17 protein-coding genes, 5 tRNA genes and 1 rRNA gene are annotated in these 25,344 nt (G+C 44.4%); 13 read left to right on the top strand and 10 right to left on the bottom strand.

What is annotated here, in order from left to right:
• Positions 1-258: 258 nt before the first annotated feature.
• From DQN58_RS08005 to wecA, 7 genes are all read right to left on the bottom strand, one after another.
• Positions 259-334, bottom strand: a tRNA-Ala gene (locus DQN58_RS08005).
• A 96-nt stretch (positions 335-430) separates the two neighbouring features.
• Positions 431-507 (bottom strand) — tRNA-Ile (locus DQN58_RS08010).
• A 90-nt stretch (positions 508-597) separates the two neighbouring features.
• Positions 598-2,137 (bottom strand): 16S ribosomal RNA (locus tag DQN58_RS08015).
• A gap of 185 nt (positions 2,138-2,322) precedes the next feature.
• Positions 2,323-2,399, bottom strand: a tRNA-Pro gene (locus DQN58_RS08020).
• A 1-nt stretch (position 2,400) separates the two neighbouring features.
• Positions 2,401-2,476, bottom strand: a tRNA-His gene (locus DQN58_RS08025).
• A 31-nt stretch (positions 2,477-2,507) separates the two neighbouring features.
• Positions 2,508-2,584: transfer RNA gene (locus DQN58_RS08030), tRNA-Arg, on the bottom strand.
• A 166-nt stretch (positions 2,585-2,750) separates the two neighbouring features.
• On the bottom strand, positions 2,751-3,824 hold the full coding sequence (gene wecA, locus DQN58_RS08035) for a UDP-N-acetylglucosamine--undecaprenyl-phosphate N-acetylglucosaminephosphotransferase (protein WP_032997900.1): 1,074 nt from the start codon (positions 3,822-3,824) through the stop codon (positions 2,751-2,753).
• 126 nt (positions 3,825-3,950) lie between these two features.
• Here wecA and hemL point away from each other — a divergent pair, with 126 nt between their 5' ends.
• Positions 3,951-5,234, top strand: coding sequence for a glutamate-1-semialdehyde 2,1-aminomutase (gene hemL, locus DQN58_RS08040; RefSeq protein ID WP_006718541.1), 1,284 nt, complete (start codon positions 3,951-3,953; stop codon positions 5,232-5,234).
• Between the two features lie 70 nt (positions 5,235-5,304).
• On the opposite strand, the gene glnD is transcribed toward hemL, so the two are convergent.
• Positions 5,305-7,896 carry a bifunctional uridylyltransferase/uridylyl-removing protein GlnD gene (gene glnD, locus DQN58_RS08045; RefSeq protein ID WP_006718542.1) on the bottom strand — a complete coding sequence of 864 codons (2,592 nt, stop codon included), beginning with the start codon at positions 7,894-7,896 and terminating at the stop codon, positions 5,305-5,307.
• Positions 7,897-7,962: 66 nt separating this feature from the next.
• The gene (gene map / locus DQN58_RS08050) at positions 7,963-8,766 is read right to left on the bottom strand and encodes a type I methionyl aminopeptidase (protein WP_006718544.1); all 804 of its coding nucleotides are present in this window, start codon (positions 8,764-8,766) and stop codon (positions 7,963-7,965) included.
• A gap of 135 nt (positions 8,767-8,901) precedes the next feature.
• On the opposite strand from map, the gene erpA reads away from it, so the two are divergent.
• The 3 genes from erpA to mrcB are packed head-to-tail and all read left to right on the top strand — an operon-like array spanning position 8,902 to position 12,019.
• Positions 8,902-9,243 (top strand): iron-sulfur cluster insertion protein ErpA, encoded by a 342-nt coding sequence (erpA, locus tag DQN58_RS08055; RefSeq protein ID WP_006718546.1) that lies wholly within the window; start codon positions 8,902-8,904, stop codon positions 9,241-9,243.
• A gap of 1 nt (position 9,244) precedes the next feature.
• On the top strand, positions 9,245-9,607 hold the full coding sequence (locus tag DQN58_RS08060; RefSeq protein WP_032997901.1) for a YacL family protein: 363 nt from the start codon (positions 9,245-9,247) through the stop codon (positions 9,605-9,607).
• A gap of 30 nt (positions 9,608-9,637) precedes the next feature.
• Entirely contained in the window at positions 9,638-12,019 is a 2,382-nt protein-coding gene (gene mrcB, locus DQN58_RS08065; RefSeq protein WP_006718550.1) for a penicillin-binding protein 1B, read from the top strand.
• A gap of 131 nt (positions 12,020-12,150) precedes the next feature.
• Here the strand turns inward: mrcB and dld are convergent, their stop codons facing one another.
• Complete coding sequence (dld, locus tag DQN58_RS08070) at positions 12,151-13,842, bottom strand: D-lactate dehydrogenase (protein WP_006718551.1); 1,692 nt, start codon at positions 13,840-13,842, stop codon at positions 12,151-12,153.
• A gap of 297 nt (positions 13,843-14,139) precedes the next feature.
• Here dld and DQN58_RS08075 point away from each other — a divergent pair, with 297 nt between their 5' ends.
• From DQN58_RS08075 to DQN58_RS08115, 9 genes are all read left to right on the top strand, one after another.
• On the top strand, positions 14,140-15,735 hold the full coding sequence (locus tag DQN58_RS08075) for a lactate permease LctP family transporter (protein WP_006718552.1): 1,596 nt from the start codon (positions 14,140-14,142) through the stop codon (positions 15,733-15,735).
• Positions 15,736-15,832: 97 nt separating this feature from the next.
• Positions 15,833-16,558 (top strand): (Fe-S)-binding protein, encoded by a 726-nt coding sequence (locus DQN58_RS08080; protein ID WP_006718553.1) that lies wholly within the window; start codon positions 15,833-15,835, stop codon positions 16,556-16,558.
• A 6-nt stretch (positions 16,559-16,564) separates the two neighbouring features.
• Positions 16,565-17,977 carry a LutB/LldF family L-lactate oxidation iron-sulfur protein gene (locus DQN58_RS08085; RefSeq protein WP_006718554.1) on the top strand — a complete coding sequence of 471 codons (1,413 nt, stop codon included), beginning with the start codon at positions 16,565-16,567 and terminating at the stop codon, positions 17,975-17,977.
• A complete protein-coding gene (locus tag DQN58_RS08090; protein WP_032997902.1) occupies positions 17,977-18,684 on the top strand; it encodes a LutC/YkgG family protein in 708 nt (235 codons plus the stop codon). Before DQN58_RS08085 ends, DQN58_RS08090 begins: the two co-directional genes overlap by 1 nt.
• Before the next feature lie 185 nt (positions 18,685-18,869).
• Positions 18,870-20,777: an FTR1 family iron permease gene (locus tag DQN58_RS08095; protein WP_006718556.1), complete on the top strand. Its 1,908-nt coding sequence runs from the start codon at positions 18,870-18,872 to the stop codon at positions 20,775-20,777.
• Positions 20,778-20,819: 42 nt separating this feature from the next.
• Positions 20,820-21,341, top strand: a complete 522-nt coding sequence (locus tag DQN58_RS08100) for an iron transporter (protein ID WP_006718557.1) — start codon at positions 20,820-20,822, stop codon at positions 21,339-21,341.
• A gap of 129 nt (positions 21,342-21,470) precedes the next feature.
• Entirely contained in the window at positions 21,471-22,889 is a 1,419-nt protein-coding gene (locus DQN58_RS08105; protein WP_006718558.1) for a Fe-S-containing protein, read from the top strand.
• A gap of 2 nt (positions 22,890-22,891) precedes the next feature.
• The gene (locus DQN58_RS08110; RefSeq protein WP_006718559.1) at positions 22,892-24,217 is read left to right on the top strand and encodes an ABC transporter permease; all 1,326 of its coding nucleotides are present in this window, start codon (positions 22,892-22,894) and stop codon (positions 24,215-24,217) included.
• Positions 24,204-25,343 (top strand): ABC transporter permease, encoded by a 1,140-nt coding sequence (locus tag DQN58_RS08115; protein WP_006718560.1) that lies wholly within the window; start codon positions 24,204-24,206, stop codon positions 25,341-25,343. The genes DQN58_RS08110 and DQN58_RS08115 overlap by 14 nt, the downstream gene beginning before the upstream one ends.
• Position 25,344: the final 1 nt, after the last annotated feature.

The following is a 25,344-nucleotide window of genomic DNA, read 5'->3' on the forward strand; positions in this document are numbered from 1 at the left end:
AAACACTTCAACTACGATTAATAACAGTTAATTAAGAGTAATCGCCTTTTATCAATCACTCTCACTCAGACTTTCTTGAAAGTCTCGTTTTCAGCTTGTTTCCAGATTTTTAAAGAACAGATAAAACAATGTAAGTAAGTCAATTAGCTACTTACTATCATCATAGTTAAATTCATTTTAACTAACACAACGCAATATTTAATACCATCAAATAAAATGATAAAAAATATACTTCAATAAACTTAACTATGACGATATTGGTGGAGATAAGCGGGATCGAACCGCTGACCTCCTGCGTGCAAGGCAGGCGCTCTCCCAGCTGAGCTATATCCCCAATCACATCCCTTGGCTTTCACTCACACATAGCGGTTTGATATGTTCAAGATTAGTTAATGTTACAAAACCAATCTACCAAACTCACCAGTCTAAGTGGTGGGTCTGAGTGGACTTGAACCACCGACCTCACCCTTATCAGGGGTGCGCTCTAACCACCTGAGCTACAGACCCAATAGGATTTTGTCTTCGATATTTTGTTCTTTCCTTGTCTACAACCATCAAACAAACTGTGTGAACACTTAAAGTCGATTCTATCTTTGGTAAGGAGGTGATCCAACCGCAGGTTCCCCTACGGTTACCTTGTTACGACTTCACCCCAGTCATGAATCATACCGTGGTAAACGCCCTCCCGAAGGTTAAGCTATCTACTTCTGGTACAACCCACTCCCATGGTGTGACGGGCGGTGTGTACAAGGCCCGGGAACGTATTCACCGCGACATTCTGATTCGCGATTACTAGCGATTCCGACTTCATGGAGTCGAGTTGCAGACTCCAATCCGGACTTAGACGTACTTTGTGAGATTCACTCCACCTCGCGGCTTCGTCGCCCTCTGTATACGCCATTGTAGCACGTGTGTAGCCCTACTCGTAAGGGCCATGATGACTTGACGTCATCCCCACCTTCCTCCGGTTTATCACCGGCAGTCTCCTTTGAGTTCCCGACCGAATCGCTGGCAACAAAGGATAAGGGTTGCGCTCGTTGCGGGACTTAACCCAACATTTCACAACACGAGCTGACGACAGCCATGCAGCACCTGTCTCATGGTTCCCGAAGGCACTCTCATATCTCTACAAGATTCCATGGATGTCAAGAGTAGGTAAGGTTCTTCGCGTTGCATCGAATTAAACCACATGCTCCACCGCTTGTGCGGGCCCCCGTCAATTCATTTGAGTTTTAACCTTGCGGCCGTACTCCCCAGGCGGTCGATTTATCACGTTAGCTTCGGGCACCAAGCTCAAGGCCCAATCCCCAAATCGACAGCGTTTACAGCGTGGACTACCAGGGTATCTAATCCTGTTTGCTCCCCACGCTTTCGCACATGAGCGTCAGTACATTCCCAAGGGGCTGCCTTCGCCTTCGGTATTCCTCCACATCTCTACGCATTTCACCGCTACACGTGGAATTCTACCCCTCCCTAAAGTACTCTAGCTACCCAGTCTGAAATGCAATTCCCAGGTTAAGCCCGGGGATTTCACACCTCACTTAAATAGCCGCCTGCGTGCCCTTTACGCCCAGTTATTCCGATTAACGCTCGCACCCTCCGTATTACCGCGGCTGCTGGCACGGAGTTAGCCGGTGCTTCTTCTGTGATTAACGTCAATCGTGATGCCTATTAAACATCACGCCTTCCTCGTCACCGAAAGAACTTTACAACCCGAAGGCCTTCTTCATTCACGCGGCATGGCTGCGTCAGGGTTGCCCCCATTGCGCAATATTCCCCACTGCTGCCTCCCGTAGGAGTCCGGGCCGTGTCTCAGTCCCGGTGTGGCTGGTCATCCTCTCAGACCAGCTAGAGATCGTCGGCTTGGTAGGCCATTACCCCACCAACTACCTAATCCCACTTGGGCTCATCCTATGGCATGCGGCCTTGCGGTCCCGCACTTTCGTCTCTCGACTCTACGCGGTATTAGCGACAGTTTCCCGTCGTTATCCCCCTCCATAAGCCAGATTCCCAAGCATTACTCACCCGTCCGCCACTCGTCAGCAAGAAAGCAAGCTCTCTCCTGTTACCGTTCGACTTGCATGTGTTAAGCCTGCCGCCAGCGTTCAATCTGAGCCATGATCAAACTCTTCAGTTCAAAAAGTTTAATCGCTCAATACTGCTGACTTAATTAATCATCTATATAAATAAACGAATTTTCGTAGCACTATTCAGTTCAATTTTAAAATTCTTAATAATAAAAACGAATCTTCAAGTGCCCACACAGTTTGTCTGATTGATTGTTAAAGAACAAAAAATTCTGAGAAGCCTCAGAATTAGAATTGGTCGGCGAGATAGGATTTGAACCTACGACCCACTGGTCCCAAACCAGTTGCGCTACCAAGCTGCGCTACTCGCCGATGGGGTGGCTAATGGGACTTGAACCCACGACAACCGGAATCACAATCCGGGGCTCTACCAACTGAGCTATAGCCACCATATTTAATGAGTTGAACTCGCATAACCTCTGGCGCGCTCGACAGGATTTGAACCTGCGACCTTTGGCTCCGGAGGCCAACGCTCTATCCAACTGAGCTACGAGCGCTAGAAGCGTCGTTGCGGGGCGTATATTAAAAGTTTAAAAAGTGCTTGTCTAGTTTTTTTTTATAAAAATTTATCATCAGCTATTTTTTTAGCCAAAATGAATATAATTTATAAAATTTCTGGTTATTTTTTATTTAACTCTAACTTTTTAGTGAAAAATTTAACTTCTATTTAGTTTTAGCACGTTTAGCCGCACGACGTTTCATTCGACGTATCCAACGGGTAATCTTCCAAGCTTTCGTAATAGAATAAGAATAAAGGAAGAAGAGAATAATGAATGCGATGAACATGATCCATTCATTAATATAGTAAATTTCTCCTAAAATCCCAAAGCAGGCGCACAATGCCGCGACAAAGGTAATTAACAAAAACGCCTGACGGGAAGTTAAACCTGCACGCACCATCAAATGATGGACATGCAAGCGATCCGGACGGAATGGGCTCTTCCCTTTTCTTAAACGACGATAAATAATCGCCACCATATCCACCAACGGAATAGCAATCACCCAAAGTGCGGTCACCGGATTCATCGGATGACCTTTGCCTTGCGTACTTAGCAACAGAATCCAAATAATCGTAAAACCAATTAAAGTACTGCCGGCATCGCCCATAAAGACTTTAAATTTCGGTCCCAACGGAATCCCCAGATTCATCATTAAATAAGGAATCGTTGCAATAATTAAGCCAAAACTCCAATAAGCCAAATCCATTTGCCCATCGCGATACATCAAAATACCGATCGCAGCGAAAGAAACACAAGACAATCCGCCCAGTAAACCGTCAATACCATCGATCATATTAAAAGCATTAATAATGCCGATGGTCGCCAACACAGTAATAATTAAGCCGATAGATCCTAACGTGAGCTGGAATGGCCCTAAAATTTGCCCTAAATGATCGAGGTAAACATTCCCCATATCGATCATGAGAATGGCTAAAAATGCCTGAACACCTGCGCGCAAGAAAGGGCTAATATCATAACGGTCATCAATAATGCCCATTAATAGCAAGACTAAAATACTGAATAAATAAAGATAAGGTAAACGCGTTTGATCCCACTGCATGAGATAAAAACAAAGATTCCCCATAAACAATGAAATGCCGCCAATTAACGGAATTGCGCCTTGATGGCGTTTACGATAGTTAGGTTTATCCACCAAACCGATTTTAATCGCAACGGGGCGCATCACAAGTAAAGTTAAAAGTGCCCCAAGAAATGTAACAAATAACGTCAATAACATAGGTTTTCCCATGAAAATAAAATGCGCAAAGGATATCACAAAGACAAAAGGCTACATAAATATTTTTACTCACCTTCCTTTTTTTCAGTACAATAAAGCACTTTTTTGTATATAAGGATAAAAACGATGGCAAATTCAACCGCACTTTTCTCCCGCGCTCAGCATGTTATTCCAGGCGGCGTTAATTCACCAGTTCGCGCTTTTAACGGTGTCGGCGGCACACCGGTCTTTATTGAAAAAGCGCAAGGCGCTTATATTTATGACACAGACGGTAAACAATATATCGACTACGTAGGGTCTTGGGGCCCAATGATTTTAGGACACAATCACCCCACTATTTTAAATGCCGTGATGAAAACCGCACAAAACGGCTTGAGTTTCGGCGCACCGACACCGTTGGAAATCGAGCTCGCCGAATTAGTGTGTGAACTTATCCCTTCAATTGAAATGGTCAGAATGGTGAGTTCCGGCACTGAAGCTACGATGTCTGCCATTCGTTTAGCTCGTGGCTATACAAATCGAGATAAAATTATCAAATTCGAAGGTTGCTATCATGGTCATGCGGATTCCTTATTAGTCAAAGCCGGTTCCGGTGCATTAACATTGGGGCAGCCTAACTCACCGGGCGTGCCGGCAGATTTTGCCAAACACACGCTCACCTGTACCTATAATGACATCGACTCTGTCAAACAAGCCTTCGAGCAATATCCTGACGACATCGCTTGCGTGATTGTTGAACCGGTTGCGGGCAACATGAACTGTGTTCCACCAAAAAATGATTTTTTGCAAGGGTTACGCAAACTTTGCGATCAATACGGCGCCGTATTCATCATTGATGAAGTAATGACCGGTTTCCGTGTGGCACTTGGCGGTGCACAACGTTACTACAATGTCACACCGGATTTAACCTGTTTAGGCAAGGTTATCGGCGGTGGTATGCCGGTAGGCGCCTTTGGCGGTAAGAAAGAAATTATGCAACACATTGCCCCAACCGGCCCGGTTTACCAAGCAGGCACCTTATCCGGCAACCCGATTGCTATGGCAGCCGGTATCGCTTGCTTAACAGAATTGAAAAAAGCCGGTAATGAGCAAAAACTGGCGCAACAAACGGAAAAATTAGCAAAAGGCTTGCAACAGCTTGCCGATAAGCATCAAGTGCCGTTTACCGTTAATTATGTCGGCGGTATGTTCGGCATTTTCTTTACTGATAAAAAAGAAGTGACTTGTTATCAAGACGTGATGACGTGCGATACCGAAAAATTTAAACGCTTTTTCCACAAAATGTTGGATTTAGGCGTTTATCTGGCGCCGTCTGCATTTGAGGCAGGCTTTATGTCTCTTGCGCATTCTGATGAAGACATCGACCGCACGCTAGCGGCAGCAGATATTGCTTTTGCTGAATTGGCATAATTCATAAAACACAAAGTGCGGTCAGATTTAAAAACGTTTTTAAATCTGACCGCACTTTTATGTTTAATCGCTAATTTAAAATTTGCAACAAACGCGTCAGTAATGTCGCTCTCTCAGATTCATCCAACGCGCGTCCGAATTTGTTCGTTAAAATAAAGAAGTCTTCAGCCTTTTCACCAATGGTGGTGATTTTTGCGTTAAGTAAGTTCAACTCCAAGTCACAGAAGACAGCGCTCACATCCGCCAACAAGCCAGCCTGATCCAGCGCAAACAATTCCATTTCAGTTTGATCGTTCTTCTCAAGATTCAAAAAACGCACGTCGGTTTTCACATGAAAGTGAGCCAAATGGTGTTTTTCGCGCAGGCGTTGTTTATTCACCGTTTCTGACGTTAGGCTTTTCGTCAGAGCATCTTCCAACATGCGACGACGATCAAATGGCAACTCAGCACCATCCAATTCAGTCACAATAAAACTGTCCAACACATAGCCGTCTTGCGTGGTAATAATTTGTGCATCGTGAATGCTGAGTTTTTTCGCGCCGATGGTACTCACGACTTTATTAAACAGGTTCGGGCGGTCATTGGTATAAATAAAAATTTCCGTACCACCACCGGAAAACCGATTGCTCACTTTTACCAACACATCACCGCGAAACTCGGCAAGCAGTTGCGTATGCCAGCTGATTTGCTGCGGCGAACTACGTAAAAAATAATCCAACGGGCAACGTTGCCATAGCTTTTCAATTTGCAACTCAGAAAGTGCAGTGTTTTTTTCACGTATTTCTAATAACGCTAAGCGGCGATGCTCTTCGGCTTTTGCTTGATTGTCCAACAAGGTTGCCAGCCCTTGGGCAAATTGTTGTGTGGTGTAATCATATAAGGTTGCTAATAAAGAACGCTTCCAGTTGTTCCATAAGGTTTCATTGGTCGCCACAATGTCGGCAATGGTGAGGCAGGTTAAATAATCTAAGCGCACTTGATTACGCACCTGCTCGGCAAAACTCAACACAATTTCAGGATCGTGAATATCCCGTCGTTGTGCGGTCACCGACATCAACAAATGCTGTTCTACCAGCCATGCCATGGTTTCTGTTTCGCGTTGGTCGAAGCCATGCAGTGCTGCAAACTCGCGTATATCTTCCGCCCCCAGCAATTCATGCGCACCACCACGCCCTTTGGCGATGTCATGAAATAAAGCAGCGATATACAATAAAGTGCGGTCAGAAATTTGATGCATTATTTGATGGCAAATCGGGTGATTTTGTGCCGACGCTTCCGCTAAAAAACTTTCCAGTTTTAACATCACACGCAGAATATGTTCATCCACGGTGTAACAATGAAACAAATCAAACTGCATTAAGCCGACAATATTGCCCCATTGCGGTAAATAGGCGGTCAGCACACCATATTGGTGCATGGGGAAAAATGCCCTTTGGATAGCATTGGGCTGATTAAACAACCGAATAAATTTTTCTCGTGCCATCGCTAAATCGCATAAATAGCCTTGCCGTTGCTCTAGCGCCAAATACAGCTCACGTAACACGGAGGAATGGATCTCCGCTTGCGGATATTGCGTTAAATAATAGAAAAGATCGAGAATGCTATCCGGCTGTTGTTCAAAGCATTGGCGATGACGCAAACAAATGGATTGATTTATCAAGCTGAAATTCACATCAAGCACTTGCTCGTTCACCACTTTATGTGGAGTTAAAAAATGCTCCTGATAATGCTTGACCAGCAATTCGCTCAGCAATGAAATGGAATGTAACGCCTGAAAAAATTGCTTCATCATGGCTTCCACGCCTTGATTGCCTTCGCCTTGGAATCCCAATAATTCGCTGACTTTTAATTGACGATCAAATAAGAGGCGGTTGTCATAATGCTTCAAGATTAAATGCAATGCATACCGCACTTTAAACAGAAATTGTTGGCTTTTCAGCAACAAAGCATACTCCGCCGGATGAATAAATTCCGCTTGCAAAATTTCCTGTAAATTTTTCGCCCCGTTGTGGCGAAGGGCAATCCAATACAACAAATGCAAATCCCGCAAGCCGCCCGGACTGTATTTAATGTCGGGTTCAAGATTGTAAGACGTATTGTTATAACGTTGATAACGCTCATTTTTTTCTTGAATCTTTGCCAGGCAGAAATCTGTTTTTGACCAAAAAGTCGGTTGTTGCACCAATGCGACCAACTGTTTGAATAACGTTTGATTGCCGCATAAATAACGGGCCTCCAGTAAATTCGTGGCAACGGTAATATCCGCCATGCCTTCCGTTTCGCATTCGTCAAGGGTACGGATGCTCTGCCCAACATTAAAACCGCAATCCCATAAAAATTGCACGAATTGACCGAGCGTTTCTTGCAACGCACCGGTTGGAACTTGCTCCGTTAAAATCAAAATATCCAAATCGGAAAGAGGAAACATTTCCTGCCGCCCGTAACCCCCTACGGCAATCAGACTTAATGTGGGATTGTCGGCAAATTGAAAATGGCGCCACAAGTGCAAAAGGAATTGATCGTAAAACGCGGTACGATTGGCAATCAGTTGATCGATAGCTAATTTGTCAAAATTCGCCAGTTCAAACTGTTTTAAATTTTCTCTCTGAATTTTGACCGCACTTGGTGTAAGCTCGGCTTGGGTATCGTAAGGAAAAAGCATAAGTCGTCTTGCAAAAGCAGGAAATAGAAAAAATCCGCCACGGGAAACGTAGCGGATTTCAGTTAATTAAACGTTCACCATAACTCGTTGGATGCGCCCTTCGGCAATCTCTTCGTCACGGATGGTCATCACTTCACAGCCGTTTTCCGTCACCACAATTTGGTGCTCAAATTGGGCGGAATGGCTACGGTCTTTGGTTTTCACCGTCCACCCATCGCCCATTAAACGCACTTCTTTTTTACCGGCGTTAATCATTGGCTCAATGGTGAATACCATGCCCGGTTTTAACACGACACCGCCATCGTCCGCATAATAGTGCAACACTTGTGGTTCGCAGTGGAATTCCGTCCCAATGCCATGGCCACAATATTCGCGCACCACACTAAAAGTTTGAGATTCCGTATATTTTTGTACGGCTCTACCGATTTCATTTAAACGAATGCCCGGTTTAACCGTACGCAGACCGACATAAAGGGCTTCTTGCGCCGCTTCCACCAGCTTTTTACTGCGTAAATTGGTTTCGCCAACGATATACATTTTGGAATTATCGCCATAGTAGCCATCTTTAATGACGGTGATGTCGATATTTAAAATATCGCCTTTTTTCAGGTATTTATCATCACTTGGGATACCATGACAAACTACTTCATTAAGAGAGATACAGGTAGCTTTCGGGAAACCGTGATAATTCAGCGGCGCAGGAATGACTTTTTGCACATTCACCATATAATCGTGACAAATGCGATCCAATTCACCGGTACTCACGCCTTCTTTAATATACGGTTCAATCATCACCAACACATCGGATGCCAGTTTGCAAGCTTCGCGTAATTTAACAATTTCCTCTTCCGTTCTTAATGGAATACTCATGTTTATCTCCCTATTTAAAAATTAATGAGCGGAATTATAGCACTGTGACAGAGAAAAATCCTTGATAAATTCTTGAATGGACTAGTCGGTTATTGGATAATACGCGCTCAAATAAATCGTGGGGAATTACACAATATGACAGAGATATCCGTTCCGTTAACCTTTACTGATGCTGCGGCACAAAAAGTGAAGTCTTTAATTACCGAGGAAGAAAACCCGGCGCTTAAATTGCGCGTCTATATTACCGGCGGCGGTTGTAGCGGCTTCCAATACGGCTTTACCTTTGACGAAAAAGTCAACGAAGGTGACTTAACCGTAGAAAATGCTGGCGTGCAATTAGTTGTCGATCCGATGAGCCTACAATATTTAATCGGCGGCACCATTGACTATACCGAAGGCTTAGAAGGTTCACGTTTTGTGGTGAATAACCCGAATGCCTCATCCACTTGCGGTTGTGGATCGTCTTTCAGCATCTAATATGGATTTTCAGTTTACCTCCCATCAAGGCAACACTGTCGCGAAATGCTCAATGGAGCACGAAGCCTTCGCCAACTGGTTTAACATTGAAGTGCGGTCAAATCCACAACTGATTTCCACCGCACTTTTTCATTTACAAAACTTGCCCGCCCCCCATGCGGCGGATGTCGTGTTAACCGGTGCCGAATACAGCTTATACATTAACGCAGATGAGGTGATGGCGAAGGCAAATAATCTTGCCATTGAGAATCAAGACGCATTGGAAGACGGTTTTTATTATTACGATGATGAAAGTATCGCCTTTTGTGGCATTGAAGATTTTGCCCGTTTTTTACATTCTTACTTGGATTTTATCCGTGCCTAATCCCAACATTCAGCCCAAACGGTAACGCACATGGCAACAACACCTGCTCAAAATACGTCTTCCAAACAACCTTCTACAACGCCCCAAAAATCTTGGACGACGACCCTATTAAAAATTGCATTTACCGCCTTTTGTATGTTGTTTTGCTATTCCGCTTATTTGGATTGGCAAATTCGCAGCAAAATGGACGGACAAATTTGGCGTTTGCCGGCGGAAGTGTATAGCCGTATTGAAAGTGTTCGGGTCAGCGACCAACTCAGCCTTGAGCAAATTAAACAACTCCTGCTCGATAACGAATACCGCCAAACCACAATGATCGCAGCACCGGGCGATTTTAAAATCGAAGACAACACCATTGTCTTATTGCGTCGTGCGTTCCCTTTCCCCGACACACCGGAGGCACAACGGGTTTTTCGTCTGCGTTTTGAAAATGACAAACTGGCAGTCATTGAAGATCTGATTAACGTCAAAGCGATTGATGAATTTCGCTTGGCGCCGAAATTGATTACCATTTTGCAATCGGACAAAGAAGAACGTCTTGCGATTTCCTTGCAACAATACCCGCGCTTACTCATTGATGCGTTATTACTGACAGAAGATCGTCGTTTTTTCCAACACGATGGCATCAGCCCGCTGGGCATTTTGCGTGCCGTGATCACCAATATTCAGGCAGGTCATACCGTGCAAGGCGGCAGTACGCTGACCCAACAACTGGTTAAAAACTTATTTTTAAGTAACGAACGCACCCTCACCCGTAAAATTAACGAAGCCTTGATGGCGTTAATTCTCGATTGGCGTTATGACAAAAACCGTATCTTAGAAACCTACTTAAACGAAATTTACCTCGGGCAGAACGGCGATAACCAAATTCATGGTTTTGAATTGGCCAGTCAGTTTTATTTCGGACGCTCCGTGCGCGAAATCAGCCTAGATCAAATTGCCTTATTAGTGGGCATGGTCAAAGGCCCTTCCCTCTATAATCCGTGGCGTAATCCAACGAATGCACTAGAACGCCGCAATGTGGTGTTGCATTTGATGTTGGAACACAAAATCATCGGTGAGGAACTGTATCAATTATTGAGCCAACGCCCGCTCGGTGTGCAAGAAAAAGGGAAAATTAGCCGTAAATACCCGGCGTTTATTCAAACCTTACAAACCGAATTACGCCACCAACTTGGCGAAGGCAAGACAGAAAATCTCCTGGGGGCGCGAATTTTCTCTACATTGGACGTGAAACAACAAGATCGCGTAGAACAAGCGGTAATCAGTGCCGTATCCGATTTACAGCTCAAACATAAGAATCCGTTTTTGGAATCCGCCATGGTGGTTGCCGATTATCAAACCGGTGAAGTGCGCGCCATTGTGGGCGGGCTGCAAACGCAATTTGCCGGGTTCAACCGTGCCTTATCGGCTAAACGCCAAATCGGCTCGTTAGTAAAACCGTCCATTTATTTGACCGCACTTATGTATCCGGATCAATTTCGGTTGAACACACCGATTAACAACCAACCGATTACCATCAATGTAAAAGGCAGTCCGCCTTGGCAGCCACGCAATTACGACCGCAAATACAGCGGCTCGGTCATGCTGATGGATGCATTAGTTCGCTCATTGAATATTCCAACGGTCAATATCGGCATGAAGCTAGGGTTAACCAAAGTGATTTCGGTGCAACAAGCGATGGGTTGGGATAAAGTCACGATCCCGAAAGTCCCGTCAATGTTGCTGGGTTCCTACGCCATTTCGCCTTATGACGTGACCAAACTTTACCAAACCATCGCTAATGAAGGAGCAAGCATTCCGCTCAACACCATCAACAGTGTGGTGGATAGACAAGGCAATGTGGTTTATTCCCGTGAATTTGAGCCCAAACAAGTAGTTCCACGTGAAGCCGCTTTCCAAACGCTCTTTGCTATGCAACAAGTGGTTGATCGTGGCACAGCTCACAGCCTACAACCAGATTACGCCTATTTACACTTAGCCGGCAAAACCGGTACTACTAACGATGCTCGCGACACTTGGTTTGTCGGAATTGATGGCGAAAACGTCACCACCATTTGGCTTGGCCGAGACGACAACGGTGAAACAAAACTCACTGGTGCCAGCGGTGCGTTACAGGTCTATAAAGAGTATTTAAAACGCGCCACCACCCGACCGTTAAAACTTCATAAACCGGAAGACATTAAATGGGTCGGTATCAATGCCTATGGTGGTTGGGATTGCAGCAGTGCTCGCACCATTCCCGTTTGGGCTGACAGAAATCAATCGTTCTGCCAACAAACCGAATATGCGCCGACAATACCTTCCGCCAATGCTGTTGAAACCAATAATGCCCCTAAACAAGAAAGCGTTTGGGATGTGTTAAACGAAGGTAATTCGGCACCGGTGGAAGACGCAAGACCGGCAAATTAACGCAATAACTTTGCATCCATCTCTTTAAAAAATACCGTAAAAAAAGACCGCACTTTAACGCCTAAAGTGCGGTCTTGTTTAATGTATTTTGTGAAGGTGCAACAACATGAATCCCTCACAAAATGATGTTGCTATTGCCAGTGTTTCTTCTTCGATGTATGCCCGATACCCGGGTTAAAACTGTTGGTTGGATCGAGCGCTTTATAGAATTTACGTAACGCCGGTTTCGCTTCATATAAATGGCCCACATTATGTTCCGCAGGGTATTGTGCGCCGCGTTTATCAAGCAATTCCAACATTTGATGCTCCAATTCCATGCAATCATGGCCTTTTTTAACGATGTAATCCTGATGGAAAACATGACACATAAAATGCCCGTAATACAATTTATGACTGATTTTTTGGTCGATCTCAGGCGGCAGCGTTTCAAACCACTCACGATCATTACGACGTAATGCAATATCCAGTGCCACAATGTCTTCAACCTCTTTTTCATGAATCGCACGATAACGAATTGCTGCTGAGGCAACGGCAAAGCGGTGTAACATCGCCGCTTGAGTTTCTACGGCATCACATTCAAAGAAAGCGCCTTTGCTGCTCTCTTTAAAGTAAGAGGTTAAATAATCCCGCGCTTCCTGTACGCCATCACCGCCCATTTTAACAATCAAGTGATGTTCGTATTGATCACGATATTGCCATAATTTTTTCGGCAAATGTTCCGGCAAGACCGTTGAAATCGCCTGCATGATTTTGTCGCTGAAATGACTTGGCATAAAACTGATTTTTTTAGCCAAACGATCCACTTTGGCTTTCATGGCAAATAACTTCGGCAACCAATGCGTGCCAAATTTCTTGATAACCCAGAACGTATCTTTGCCGTATTTGGCTGCCACATCAAACGCGTCACGATGAATATACTCGCCGGAAATCGGTAGCTGTTTAAAATTCGCCAACATATGACGACGAAGATCATTTAATGCTTCAGTTTGGTTGGTGCCAATATAAAATACCGCGGTCTTGTTCTCCGCCACAAAGGTATCCAAACGGACAGCAAAAATCGCCAATTTACCTGCACAACCGGAAGCCTCATAGTGACGTGCCGGATCGGCATTAAAACGTGCAGGGCTGTCTTCATCCACTTGGCGCACATGATTGCAGTAGGCATGGTCGTGGCCTTTGCCACAATCTAATTGAATGTCTTTACGTTGATAACGTTGATTCTCTAAATTCGCTAAAATTTCTTCCGGCGTTTCACCCAAATCAATGCCTAAATGATTAATGAGCTGCAATTCCCCCTGCTCTGTTAATTGCGCATAAAGTGCCATTTCCGTGTAAGCCGGGCCACGTTGCACCAACGCACCACCGGAGTTATTACAAATACCGCCAATCACCGAGGCGCCAATACAGGAAGAACCGATGACAGAGTGCGGTTCACGTCCGTGTGGTTTTAAAGCGATCTCTAATTCATTTAGCGTAGAACCCGGCAAACAAACCACTTGTTGTGCGTCATTAATTAATTGAATGCCTGAAATGCGCATGGCATTGATGATCACAATGTCGCGATCGTAATCATTGCCATCGGGCGTGGAGCCACCGGTTAAACCGGTATTGGCGGCTTGAGCAATAACAATAACATCTGCCGCCACACAAGCTTTAAGAATCGCCCAAAACTCTGTTAAATTCCCCGGGCGAACTACGGCCAAAGCATTCCCGTTACCAAAACGATAACCACTGCGATGGGCTTCCGATTTACTCGGGTCGGTAATCAAATATTTGTCTCCGACAATTTGACGAAGTTGACTAATTAATGAAGTACTGGTCATAGATTGTTACCCTTATGTTAAAAATAACGTTAACGAAAAATGCCAAAAGAATAACAGAAAATAACAAGTAAAACAGAGTAAAAATACACTTTTTTTAGACCGCACTTTATTGTACAAAAGTATTAGTTTGATTAAAGCTGAAACAATTAAGTTACATAGATCACATTTTTTTTTAAAAATATATGCGTTTTTTGATAACTAGATCACACTTTCTCCAAATAGGTATATTTTTTCTAAGCGTATTTCCTAGAATGCCTGCGATGTTTTAATCGCTAATTATTATTAACAGGAGTAAACATGTCTTTTTTCCTAAGCGTCTTACCTATTGCTTTATTGATCTATTTAATGGTGAAGCGTAATGCTTTACCGTCTTACGTTGCATTACCTTGGATTGCAACACTTGTCATGGGCGTGCATTTATTGCACTTCCATACGGATATTGTCACGATCAGTGCAAACATCGCTTCTGCGATCGTTGCCGTACAAACCCCAATCACCGTTATTTTCGGTGCGATTTTATTTAACCGTTTCAGTGAAGTCTCCGGTGCAACTGACATTATGCGTAAATGGTTGGGTAACATTAACCCAAATCCGGTGGCGCAACTGATGATTATCGGTTGGGCGTTTGCCTTTATGATTGAAGGCGCCAGTGGTTTTGGTACACCCGCCGCTATTGCCGCGCCAATTCTGATGGGCTTAGGTTTTAATCCGTTAAAAGTCGCGATGCTTGCCTTAATTATGAACTCCGTTCCGGTGTCTTTCGGTGCGGTCGGCACACCAACATGGTTCGGCTTTGGCCCGCTTAAATTGTCTGAAGATATGGTACTAGAAGTCGGCTCCATCACAGCACTAATTCACTCTGTGGCAGCCCTGCTTATCCCATTGTTGGCATTGCGTGTACTCGTCAGCTGGAAAGATATTCGCCAAAACTTGGTCTTTATTTATATCAGTGTCTTTGCTTGCGTCGTGCCTTATTTACTGATTGCACAATTTAACTATGAATTCCCATCTTTAGTGGGCGGCGCAATCGGGTTGTTTGTTTCCGTCTGGGCGGCAAATCGCAATATCGGGTTAGCAAAAGTCGAAAACACATTGGATACCAATGCGGTAACCACCGGTCAAGTGGTTAAAGCCCTCTTCCCTACCGGTTTGTTAATTGCGTTTTTAGTCGTAACACGTATTCACCAACTGCCGTTTAAAGCGATGATGAACGATACCACCGTTTGGTTTACTACCGCGTTAGGTTCATTAGGGACATTCGAAATCAGTAAAGGCCTTATCTTCAGCCTAAAAAATATCTTCGGATCGGATGTTTCCTCAAGCTATAAATTGCTTTATGTACCGGCCTTAATTCCATTTGTTATCACCGTATTAATCGCGATTCCGGTATTCAGCGTTTCCGGTGCCAAAGTCAAAGATATTTTTTCCACCAGCTTGAAACAATCCAAAAATCCATTTATCGCCTTAATGGGTGCCTTAGTAATGGTGAACTTAATGTTAGTGGGTGGCGAACATTCTATGGTGAAAATCATTGGCCGTACCTTTGCAGAAGTCACCGGCGATGACTGGACGATTTTCTCCTCTTACCTTGGTGCAGTCGGTGCGTTCTTCTCCGGTTCTAACACCGTATCGAACCTAACCTTTGGTAGTGTACAATTATCCACTGCAGAAACGACCGGTTTATCCGTGGCATTAATCTTGGCACTACAATCAGTCGGTGGTGCAATGGGTAACATGGTATGTATTAATAATATCGTTGCCGTGTCCTCCGTATTAAACATTCAAAATCAAGAAGGCACCATCATCAAAACCACGATCATTCCAATGGTGATTTACGGTATTATTGCTGCACTTTGTGCCACCCTGTTAATTCCGTTGTTATACACGTTGTAGCGGCAACATATAAAATTAACTCAAAAAACGACCGCACTTTTGCGGTCGTCATTTAATTTTTTAACTGATTTTTCTTTTTGAATATTGGAGTATTACTATGAATGTGAATTTCTACGTAACCTGCATTGCCGACGTAGTAAAGAGTGGTGTAGCGAAAAACACCGTTCTGTTACTGGAAAAGTTAGGCTGTCAGGTGACCTTTTTGGAAAAACAAGGTTGCTGTGGACAACCTGCATTAAACAGCGGTTATACCAAACAAGCCCTTCCCGGCATGAAAAACTTGGTCGAAACCTTTGAAGCCAACGATTACCCTATCGTCGCCCCTGCCGGCTCTTGCGTTTATGCCGTTAAAAATTACCCGGATTACTTCACTCGCGCCAATGAACCGGAATGGGCGGAACGCGCGAAAAAAGTCGCCGCTCGTTTCTATGACTTAACGGATTTTATCGTCAATAAACTCGGCGTAACCGACATCGGTGCCCATCTGCCGGGTCGTGCAGTTTATCACCCTTCCTGCAGTCTTTTCCGTAAACTTGGCATCGTAGACGAGCCGATCACATTACTAAAACACGTTAAAGGTTTGGAACTGTTACCCATTCACAATCAACAAACTTGTTGCGGATTTGGTGGCACGTTCTCGGTCAAAATGGCGGAAATTTCCGGTGAAATGGTAAAAGAAAAAGTGGAACACGTTGAGGAAGTCGAACCGGAATACTTAATTGGTGCAGACGTGAGCTGTTTACTCAATATCGGTGGTCGCCTACAACGTGAAGGCAGCAAAATCAAAGTGATGCACATCGCAGAAGTGTTAATGCAGGAGTAATAAACTATGTCATTAAAAACCAGCAATCTTGCATTTAAAGCACGCGTTGATCGCGAAGTCCATAATGAAATCATGCGTAAAGCGGTGGTAAAAGCCCAAGAAACCATCGGCACAAACCGTCAAAAAATGGTGGATGAATTAGGCCACTGGGAAGAATGGCGTGATTTGTCAAAACAAATCCGTAACCACGTTTTAGCAAACCTTGATGCCTATTTGTACCAACTTAGCGAAAAAGTCATAGAAAACGGCGGTAAAGTTTATTTTGCCGAAACCGCCGAAGAAGCCACCGAATACATTCGCCAAGTTGCGCTGAAAAAGAATGCCAAAAAGATCGTAAAATCCAAATCCATGGTAACCGAAGAAATTGGGTTAAATAGCGTGTTGGAAAAAGAAGGCATGCAAGTCATTGAAACCGATTTAGGGGAATATTTACTGCAAATTTCCGGTGATAAGCCGTCTCACATCGTGGTACCTGCGATTCACAAAGATCGCCACCAAATTCGTAAAGATTTACATGAAAAACTCGGCTATGAAGGGGCAGAAACACCGGAAGATATGACCCGTTTCGTGCGTGAAAAAATTCGTCAGGATTTCTTAGAAGCAGACATCGGCATTAGCGGATGTAACTTTGCCGTCGCGGAAACCGGCTCTGTTTGTTTAGTCACGAACGAAGGTAACTTGCGTTTAGCCACCACCCTTCCTAAAACCCACATTGCGGTGATGGGGATGGAACGCTTGGCACCGACGTTCCAAGAAGTAGACGTGTTAATTACCATGCTTGCCCGTAGTGCGGTAGGCGCCAGATTAACCGGTTACAACACATGGCTTACCGGCCCTCGTCTTGCCGGCGAAACCGATGGTCCTGAAGAATTCCATTTAGTCATTGTCGATAACGGTCGTTCCGATATTTTGGCCTCTGAATTCCAAGAAGTTTTACGTTGTATTCGTTGCGGTGCATGCTTAAATACCTGCCCGGCGTACCGTCAAATCGGTGGTCATGGTTACGGCTCCATTTATCCGGGCCCAATTGGTGCAGTGATTTCGCCATTACTTGGCGGCTATGACGAATTCAAAGAATTGCCATATGCCTGTTCCTTGTGTAATGCCTGTAACTCTGTTTGTCCAGTACGCATTCCGTTAGCGCAACTGATTTTAAAACACCGTGAAAAAATGGTGGAACAAGGTAAAACGCCAGCCTTGGAACGCTTATCCATTTTCGGTTTTGGCTTTGCCAACTCCCATCCAACCTTATGGAAAATCGGTGTAAACACCGGCGCCAAATTAGCGGGTAAACTCATTAAGAACGGCAAAGCGCCAATTAAAATGGGTGCTTTGGCAGAATGGACAAAAGCCCGTGATTTACCGACACCTGAAGGCGAAAGCTTCCGTCAATGGTTCAACAAAAGAGGATCAAACTAATGGATTTACAAAATAGAGAAAACTTCCTCAATAAATTGGCAGCCAAAATGGGTAAACAACGTGCCAATGTGCCTGAAACGATGGCGACACCGGTGAATACTTACCCAACAGAACGCTTGACCCATCTCACCCAAGCAGAACTTTGCGAAGAATTTGTAAACTTCGCCAAAGTGATGATGGTGGATGTGGTTGTTGCTTCAGAAACGTTAGCAAAACAGACCGCACTTGAGCTTTGCGAAAAATACGGTGGCGGCGATATCGTGTTAAACGATGACTCACGTTTAGAAGAACTCGGCATCACCGAGGCGGTTCAAGAAAAATACACTTGCCATATTTGGTCACCGGAACAGGCGGAAGCGAACATTGCCAAATCGGAACAAGCCAATATTGGGATTGTTTACGCCGAATACGGTTTAACCGAATCAGGCGGTATCGTGCTATTTTCCCAAGCTGAACGTGGACGTTCTGTGAGCTTACTGCCGGAGAAATCCATTGTCATTGTACGTAAAAGCAAGATACTCCCTCGTGTAGCACAACTGGCAAAAATCCTACATGACAAAGCCCAACAAGGCGAACGTATGCCTTCTTGTATTAATATCATTTCCGGCCCAAGTTCCACGGCAGATATTGAATTAATCAAAGTGGTCGGCGTGCATGGCCCAGTGGCGAAAATCTATCTTGTCATTGATGATTTAGCACAAAACTAAAACATCCTCGCCATGAGATAAAAAGGAAAGTTGCCAAACTTTCCTTTTTTATGCGCCATAAAAAATGCTCATTTTGTGATCTACCTCAGAGATCAAACAAGAATTTACTTGCACTAAAATCTCATTAGAGGATAATAATTCTCAATTATATCTATAGGCAAATGCAATAAATCAAGGAGATGCGCATGTGTTTTTCCCGTTGGTCTCAATCTGTTTTTTTTAGTTTTATGCTTCTGTTTTCAGCATTTACCCACGCAGAAGATAACTATCAGCAATGGGTACAAGACATTGAAAATCGCTTGGATAAAACCACCGCACTTTATTCCGAAAATAAAATAGATGACGCCCGAACTGAAGTCCAAATGGCCTATTTTGAAGTATTTGAAAATCTTGAAGGCCCTATTCGTATTAACTTTTCTGCACAAAAAAGCTATCAAATGGAAGCCACCTTTGGCGAAATTCGCAAGATGATTGGTGACGGTCTGCCACAAGATCAAGTTAAAGCTAAAATTGAAGGTCTCAAAGCCGAATTGCAAGAAGTGCTTCCTTCTTTAAAAGAGGGACATCAACTTAACGCCTCCGCGCAACATGGCGTATATGAAAACCAAACTATCGCCCCGCATTGGCAAAAAAGCTTTAAAACTATCGATGATTTATTAGCTCAAGCCATGACGGCGTATGAAGCGAAAGATTACGCAACCGCCAAAAAACTGGTGCAACAAGCGCAATACGATGGGTATAAAAACTCCGAAATGGAAATGTCCATTCGCCAAAATCGTTCCGCCGCCATTTCCGGCAATCTTAATCAACAGTTTTATGATTTAATCAAACTGAGCGAACAACAGGATCAAATCAGTAATTTCGGTTATCAAATCACGACGTTATTACAAGACGTTGAAGAGCAACTGCCTGACTTACCAACCACCCGTGATACACAAGCGGAACAGCCTGCCAATCAAACTATTGCCGATACCACGCAGGACAAAGACTGGTCGCAGGTTAGTGCACAAGTGAACGCAGGCATTCAACAAGCCATCGGCTTGTACGAGCAAGGCGAGGCTAAAAAAGCCATGTTAGCGGTGCAAGATACCTACTTTGACATTTTTGAAAGCACAGGTATGGAGAACAAAATCGGTTCTCGCGACAGCAATTTCAAAACCCAATTAGAAGGCTATTTCACCCGTTTGGTGAGCTTAATGAAAGCCGGCGCAGAGAAAGAAAAGTTACAAGAACAAGCGCAAGGATTAAGCCAAGATTTAAGTAAAGCTGTAGAGATGTTACAGGGCGGAGAACAAACCGCCTGGAGTATATTCTTATACAGCTTATTAATCATCTTGCGTGAAGGCTTGGAGGCGCTATTAATTGTTGCTGCCATCGTGGCATATTTAGTAAAAAACAACCATCAGGACAAACTGCCTGTTATTCGCCAATCCGTCTATGTGGCATTACTCGGTAGCCTTATTACCGCCGTGATCTTCCAACTTATTTTCTCTAATTCCGGCGCCAGCCGAGAATTATTGGAAGGTTTCACAATGATAATTGCTGTGGTGATGTTATTCATGATGAGCTATTGGTTGCTCTCCAAAGTGGAAGCGCAAAACTGGAAACGCTATTTGGAAGGCAAACTCTCTACCGCGCTCACCACCGGCTCTCTTGTAGGTCTGTGGCTGACCAGTTTCCTTGCCGTGTATCGTGAAGGCGCAGAAACCGTGTTGTTCTACTATGCTCTCGCCGGCGATGCACAAAGTGCGGTCAGTTATTTCTATCTTTTTGCCGGTTTTGCCGTGGGCGTTGTGATTTTGGCCATTTGCTATTTCATCATGCGCTATACCGTGGTGAAACTTCCGCTCAAACCGTTCTTTATGTTCACCGGTTCATTCATGTATTTAATGGCCTTTGTGTTTGCCGGTAAAAGCGTACTGGAACTTATCGAAGGCAAATTATTTGAACCAACCTTGGTTTCCGGCATCACGGAAATCTCATGGTTGGGTATTTATCCTTATGTAGAAACATTGGTTCCGCAGGCTGTCTTGTTGGTGGCTGCTGTTTTTGCATTCATTTATATGAAGTACCAAAGCAGAAAATCTGCTTAATGTCGCACAAGCTATACTTATTCAGTTAAGGAGAAACTAAGTATGAAAAAAACATTAATCGCCACCGCACTTTTAGCAGGCATGATCACCGCACCGGCAGCCTTAGGCTTCAAAGAGTTCCCTGTCGGTGAACCGGTAACTATGAACGAAATGGAAATTGCCGCCGTGTATTTGCAACCGGTTGACATGGAACCTCGTGGCATGGGCTTGCCGGCAGCGAAATCCGATATTCACTTAGAAGCGGATATTCACGCCACCAAAGGCAACAAAAACGGTTTCGGTGAAGGTGAATGGATGCCTTACTTAACCATTCAATATACCCTAGTAAACAGCGACACCGGTGAAAAACAAGAAGGCACCTTCATGCCGATGGTAGCCAGCGACGGTCCTCACTACGGTGCAAACATCAAAATGATGGGCGTGGGTAACTATAAATTAACCTATCACATTGACCCGCCACCAAAAGCCGGTATGCACCGTCACACTGACGAAGAAACCGGTGTTGGCCGTTGGTGGAAACCGTTTGATGTTAACTATGAATTCAAATTCACCGGTTTGAAATAAACCTTTCAGGTGTTAACTAAAAATAACAATAAAAACACCTTGAAATCACTCAAGGTGTTTTTTTATGCTAGAGCATAATCTCTGATCAAAAATAAGCGATATGATTCATTCACCCTTTCGGAGTAAGCTATGAACTATTTTTTTGTTTTCCTCATTCAAACCCTACTCCCTATTTCTATTTTGCTCAGTTGCAGTTGGGCACATTACCCGAACGCCAATGCGAAAAAACTCATTTGGCTTTCTCTTTTCGGATTTTTTATCGGTAACCTCGTCTCGCTGAATTTACCTGCAACACAAAGTGCAAAACTCTCTGTTACCATTATTGCATTGTGTATTTTATTGTTTGCTTATTTCAGCCAATTTATCTATTGGCAAAAACTCAATACCTTTTGGCATATCATGTTGTCTATGCTTGCCGGACACTTGTGGGCGAAAGATCCCAATATTGCGGCTATCACCGGCACAGACGTCATTAACACCGACTTTTTACTTCAATTCAGCGCGATCATTTTGGGCGTTATTTTCTGCATTATTGTCGCCGGTTGGCTATTTATTTTATTTCAACAACAAAAAACGTCAGGAAAAACGACCGCACTTTCTGTTTTCTTAACCTCCCTTTTCACACTGCTATTAATAACCCCATTAATGGGCGATATCTTGTTGATTTTAATGAAGCTTCAAGTGATAGATCTCACAAAAGTGCGGTTAAGTTTTGCGGCAAAATCAGGCAATATTTCCATCTATTTGAATTATATTAACGTCGCGGTATTGGCATTTATTGTGTGCCTATTTGCTTTCAAAACACACTTGCCACGCCTTCATCAAGTTAAGCAAGAACAAGACCCGATTGAAAAACGCAAAGCCATTGCCGCCAAACGCACCTCCGGCAAAATTATTGCTTACGGTTTAGTCGCAACCGCTATCATCCTTGTTTCCCAACTTTATTGGGACAGAATTGCGTCCCAGCCGCCACAACTTTCGGAAGCGCAAAGAGTCACCTTAGATGGGGAAAACAACGTACACATCCCAATCGAACAAGTAAAAGACGGCAAATTACACCGTTTTCTTTGGGTTGCCGACGATGGCAAAGCGGTACGTTTCTTCATTATTAATCGTCTGCCCGACAAACTCAGTCTTGCCGCCGTATTCGATGCCTGCATTTTATGCGGCGACCAAGGTTATGTAATGGAAGGCAACCAAGTGGTCTGCGTAGGTTGTGGCGTCCGTATGTTTACCCCTTCCATCGGTAAACCGGGCGGTTGCAATCCTGTGCCAATCGATGATTGGAAACAAACAGATACAGAAGTAGTCATCAACAAGAAAAACTTGGAAGAAGGCTTAAACTATTTCAGTACGATCATTGAAATTGAAGTGGTGGATCCCGTCAATGGTAAGAAATTGACCAACACTAAAACGGAACACAAATACAGCCATGAAGGCAAAACCTATTTCTTTACTGATGAAAAGAACTTAGAACTGTTCCGTGATAATCCTGAGGCCTATTTAAACAAAACCGATGAAGCCTCAACCGCCAAGGAGGAAAAATAATCATGTTAGCGCGAATGTTATTTCAGTCTTGGCGTTATGGTTTAAAACGTAAGTTTCTTGCCATTGTCACCATTTTCCTCGCTGCCGGTTTGATTTCCGCCTTGCTCGCCGTGTCCATCGACATTGGTGACAAAATGGCAAAAGAATTGAAATCTTACGGTGCCAATATTTTGGTAGAACCGGCTAGCAGTGCCGTTTTGCCGGATGATGTCAGCGGCCGTAGCTCCCTCGCTACGCAAGATTTTTTAGATGAAAAAGAACTGCCGAATGTGAAAGACATTTTCTGGCGCAACAACATTGTGGGGTTCGCGCCCTTACTGAGCACACAGGTAAAAGCCAGCGTGGCTAACGGCGCAAAAAACGATGTGAGCATCCTCGGGACGTTTTTTGATCATAATATTCCTGTGCCGGATGAAGAGGATTACCACACAGGGCAAAAAATCATCAGTCCTTATTGGCAAGTAGAAGGCGAATGGGTGGATGATGCTACTGATGATTTCGGTGAACAAATTCCTGCCCTACTCGGTGCCCAGCTTGCCAAACAACAGCAATGGAAAATCGGTGATGTGATTACCTTAAGTTATCAGACGGAAGAACACGCACCGCAACAACACATGACCGCTATCGTAAAAGGCATTGTTAAAACCGGCGGCACAGAAGAACAACAACTGATTTTGCCGTTAAGTGCGGTGCAAAATTTACTTGGATTAGAAGGCAAGGTACAGGCGATTAAAGTCTCCGCGCTCACCGTGCCGGAAAATGATTTATCCCGCAAAGCGCGCGCCAATGTGGACGGTTTGGCCGCCGAGGAATATGACCGTTGGTATTGCACGGCCTACGTTTCCTCTATTTCCCATCAATTGGAAGAAGCAATTTCCGGCGCGATTGTTCGCCCTATTTGGCAAGTCGCGGCTTCCGAAGGCGTCGTCATTGAGAAAATTCAATTATTACTCGCTGTCGTCACCCTTGCCGCACTGATTGCCGCCGCCATGGGTATTGCTTCATTAATGACCACAACCATTATCGAACGCAGCAAAGAAATCGGTTTAATGAAAGCGCTCGGCGCCTATCAATGGCAAATCGTCTTGCTGTTTTATTGCGAAGCTATCATCAGCGGGTTAATCGGTGGCATCTTAGGTTGCATTGCCGGTTGGGGGTTAGCTCGTTTTATCGGTGCCACGTTATTTGGCGCACCGCTCAGTTTCGCCTGGATAGTTATCCCTTGCGTACTGGTACTTTCCGTCTTGATCGCCGTGATCGGTGCTTGGTTCCCGGCACACCGTATTGCCCGTCTTTATCCTATCGAGGTACTTTATGGCAGACAATAAACCTATCAACATGTTTTGGCGCTTGGTGTTACGCGCCTTACGCCTGCGCTTGCAACGGGTATTCATCATTTTTGCCGCGCTTACTGTGGGCGCAAGCATTGTGACGGCAATGGCGGCGGTGTACTTCGACATCAACACCAAAATGAGCCAAGAACTGCGTACCTTCGGCGCTAATTTTTATATTGGCCCCAGCAACGGCAATTTAATCAAAGTGGATCAAGTGCAACAGATCCTTGACCAAGCACCGAAAGGCTTAATCACGGCCGCAAGCCCCTATTTATATGGCGTGACACGTAGTGATTTGGAAAAAATCGTGATGATGGGCGTGTGGTTTGAAGACATGAAAACCCTTGCACCTTATTGGCAAATCACAGGCACTCCTATCGGAGTGAATTTCGATGAGCGCAACGCCATGATCGGTAAAACTCTCGCGGAACGGCTCAATTTAAACGTGGGCGATAAACTCACGTTAAGCCTCAATTCCGTAGATAAACACCAGTTCAATATTAAAGCTATCGTAGAAGCAGGCGATGCCACCGACAATATGTTGATCGTGAGCCTCGATTTTGCACAAAACTGGTTAGAAAAAGAAAACTTGGCGACTAACGTATTGTTAAACGTCAAAAACGATCAAGGCCAAGTGGATCAATTCGCCCAACAGTTACAACAACAATATCCCGATTTAGACATTCATCCGATCCGCAAAGTCTCCGCCTCCGAAGGGCAAATTTTAGATAAAATCAAAGGCTTGATGGGGTTGATTTCTGTGGTAATTTTGATTTTAGCTACCCTTTGCGTGAACACCACCTTAATCGCCATTGTGGGCGAACGAGCGAAAGAATTTGCGTTGCAAAAAGCTCTCGGTGCGAAAAGCCGAGACATCATTAAACAAATCGGCGCAGAAACCTTGATTATCGCCCTTTGCGCCATTGTATGCGGCTTAATCATCGGCTATCTATTAGCACAGGTGCTCGGCTTAACCGTATTCAAAGCCTATATTGATATGCGCCTGCCGGTGCTCCCGATTACCATTACTTTATCCTTATTAGTGGCGTTTATCGCAGTTATCGTACCGACCCGCCGCGCTTTAGAGATTCAAACCGCCAACGTATTGAAAGGGGAATAAC

Source organism: Aggregatibacter segnis ATCC 33393 (genome assembly GCF_900476035.1).
Classification (GTDB): domain Bacteria; phylum Pseudomonadota; class Gammaproteobacteria; order Enterobacterales; family Pasteurellaceae; genus Aggregatibacter; species Aggregatibacter segnis.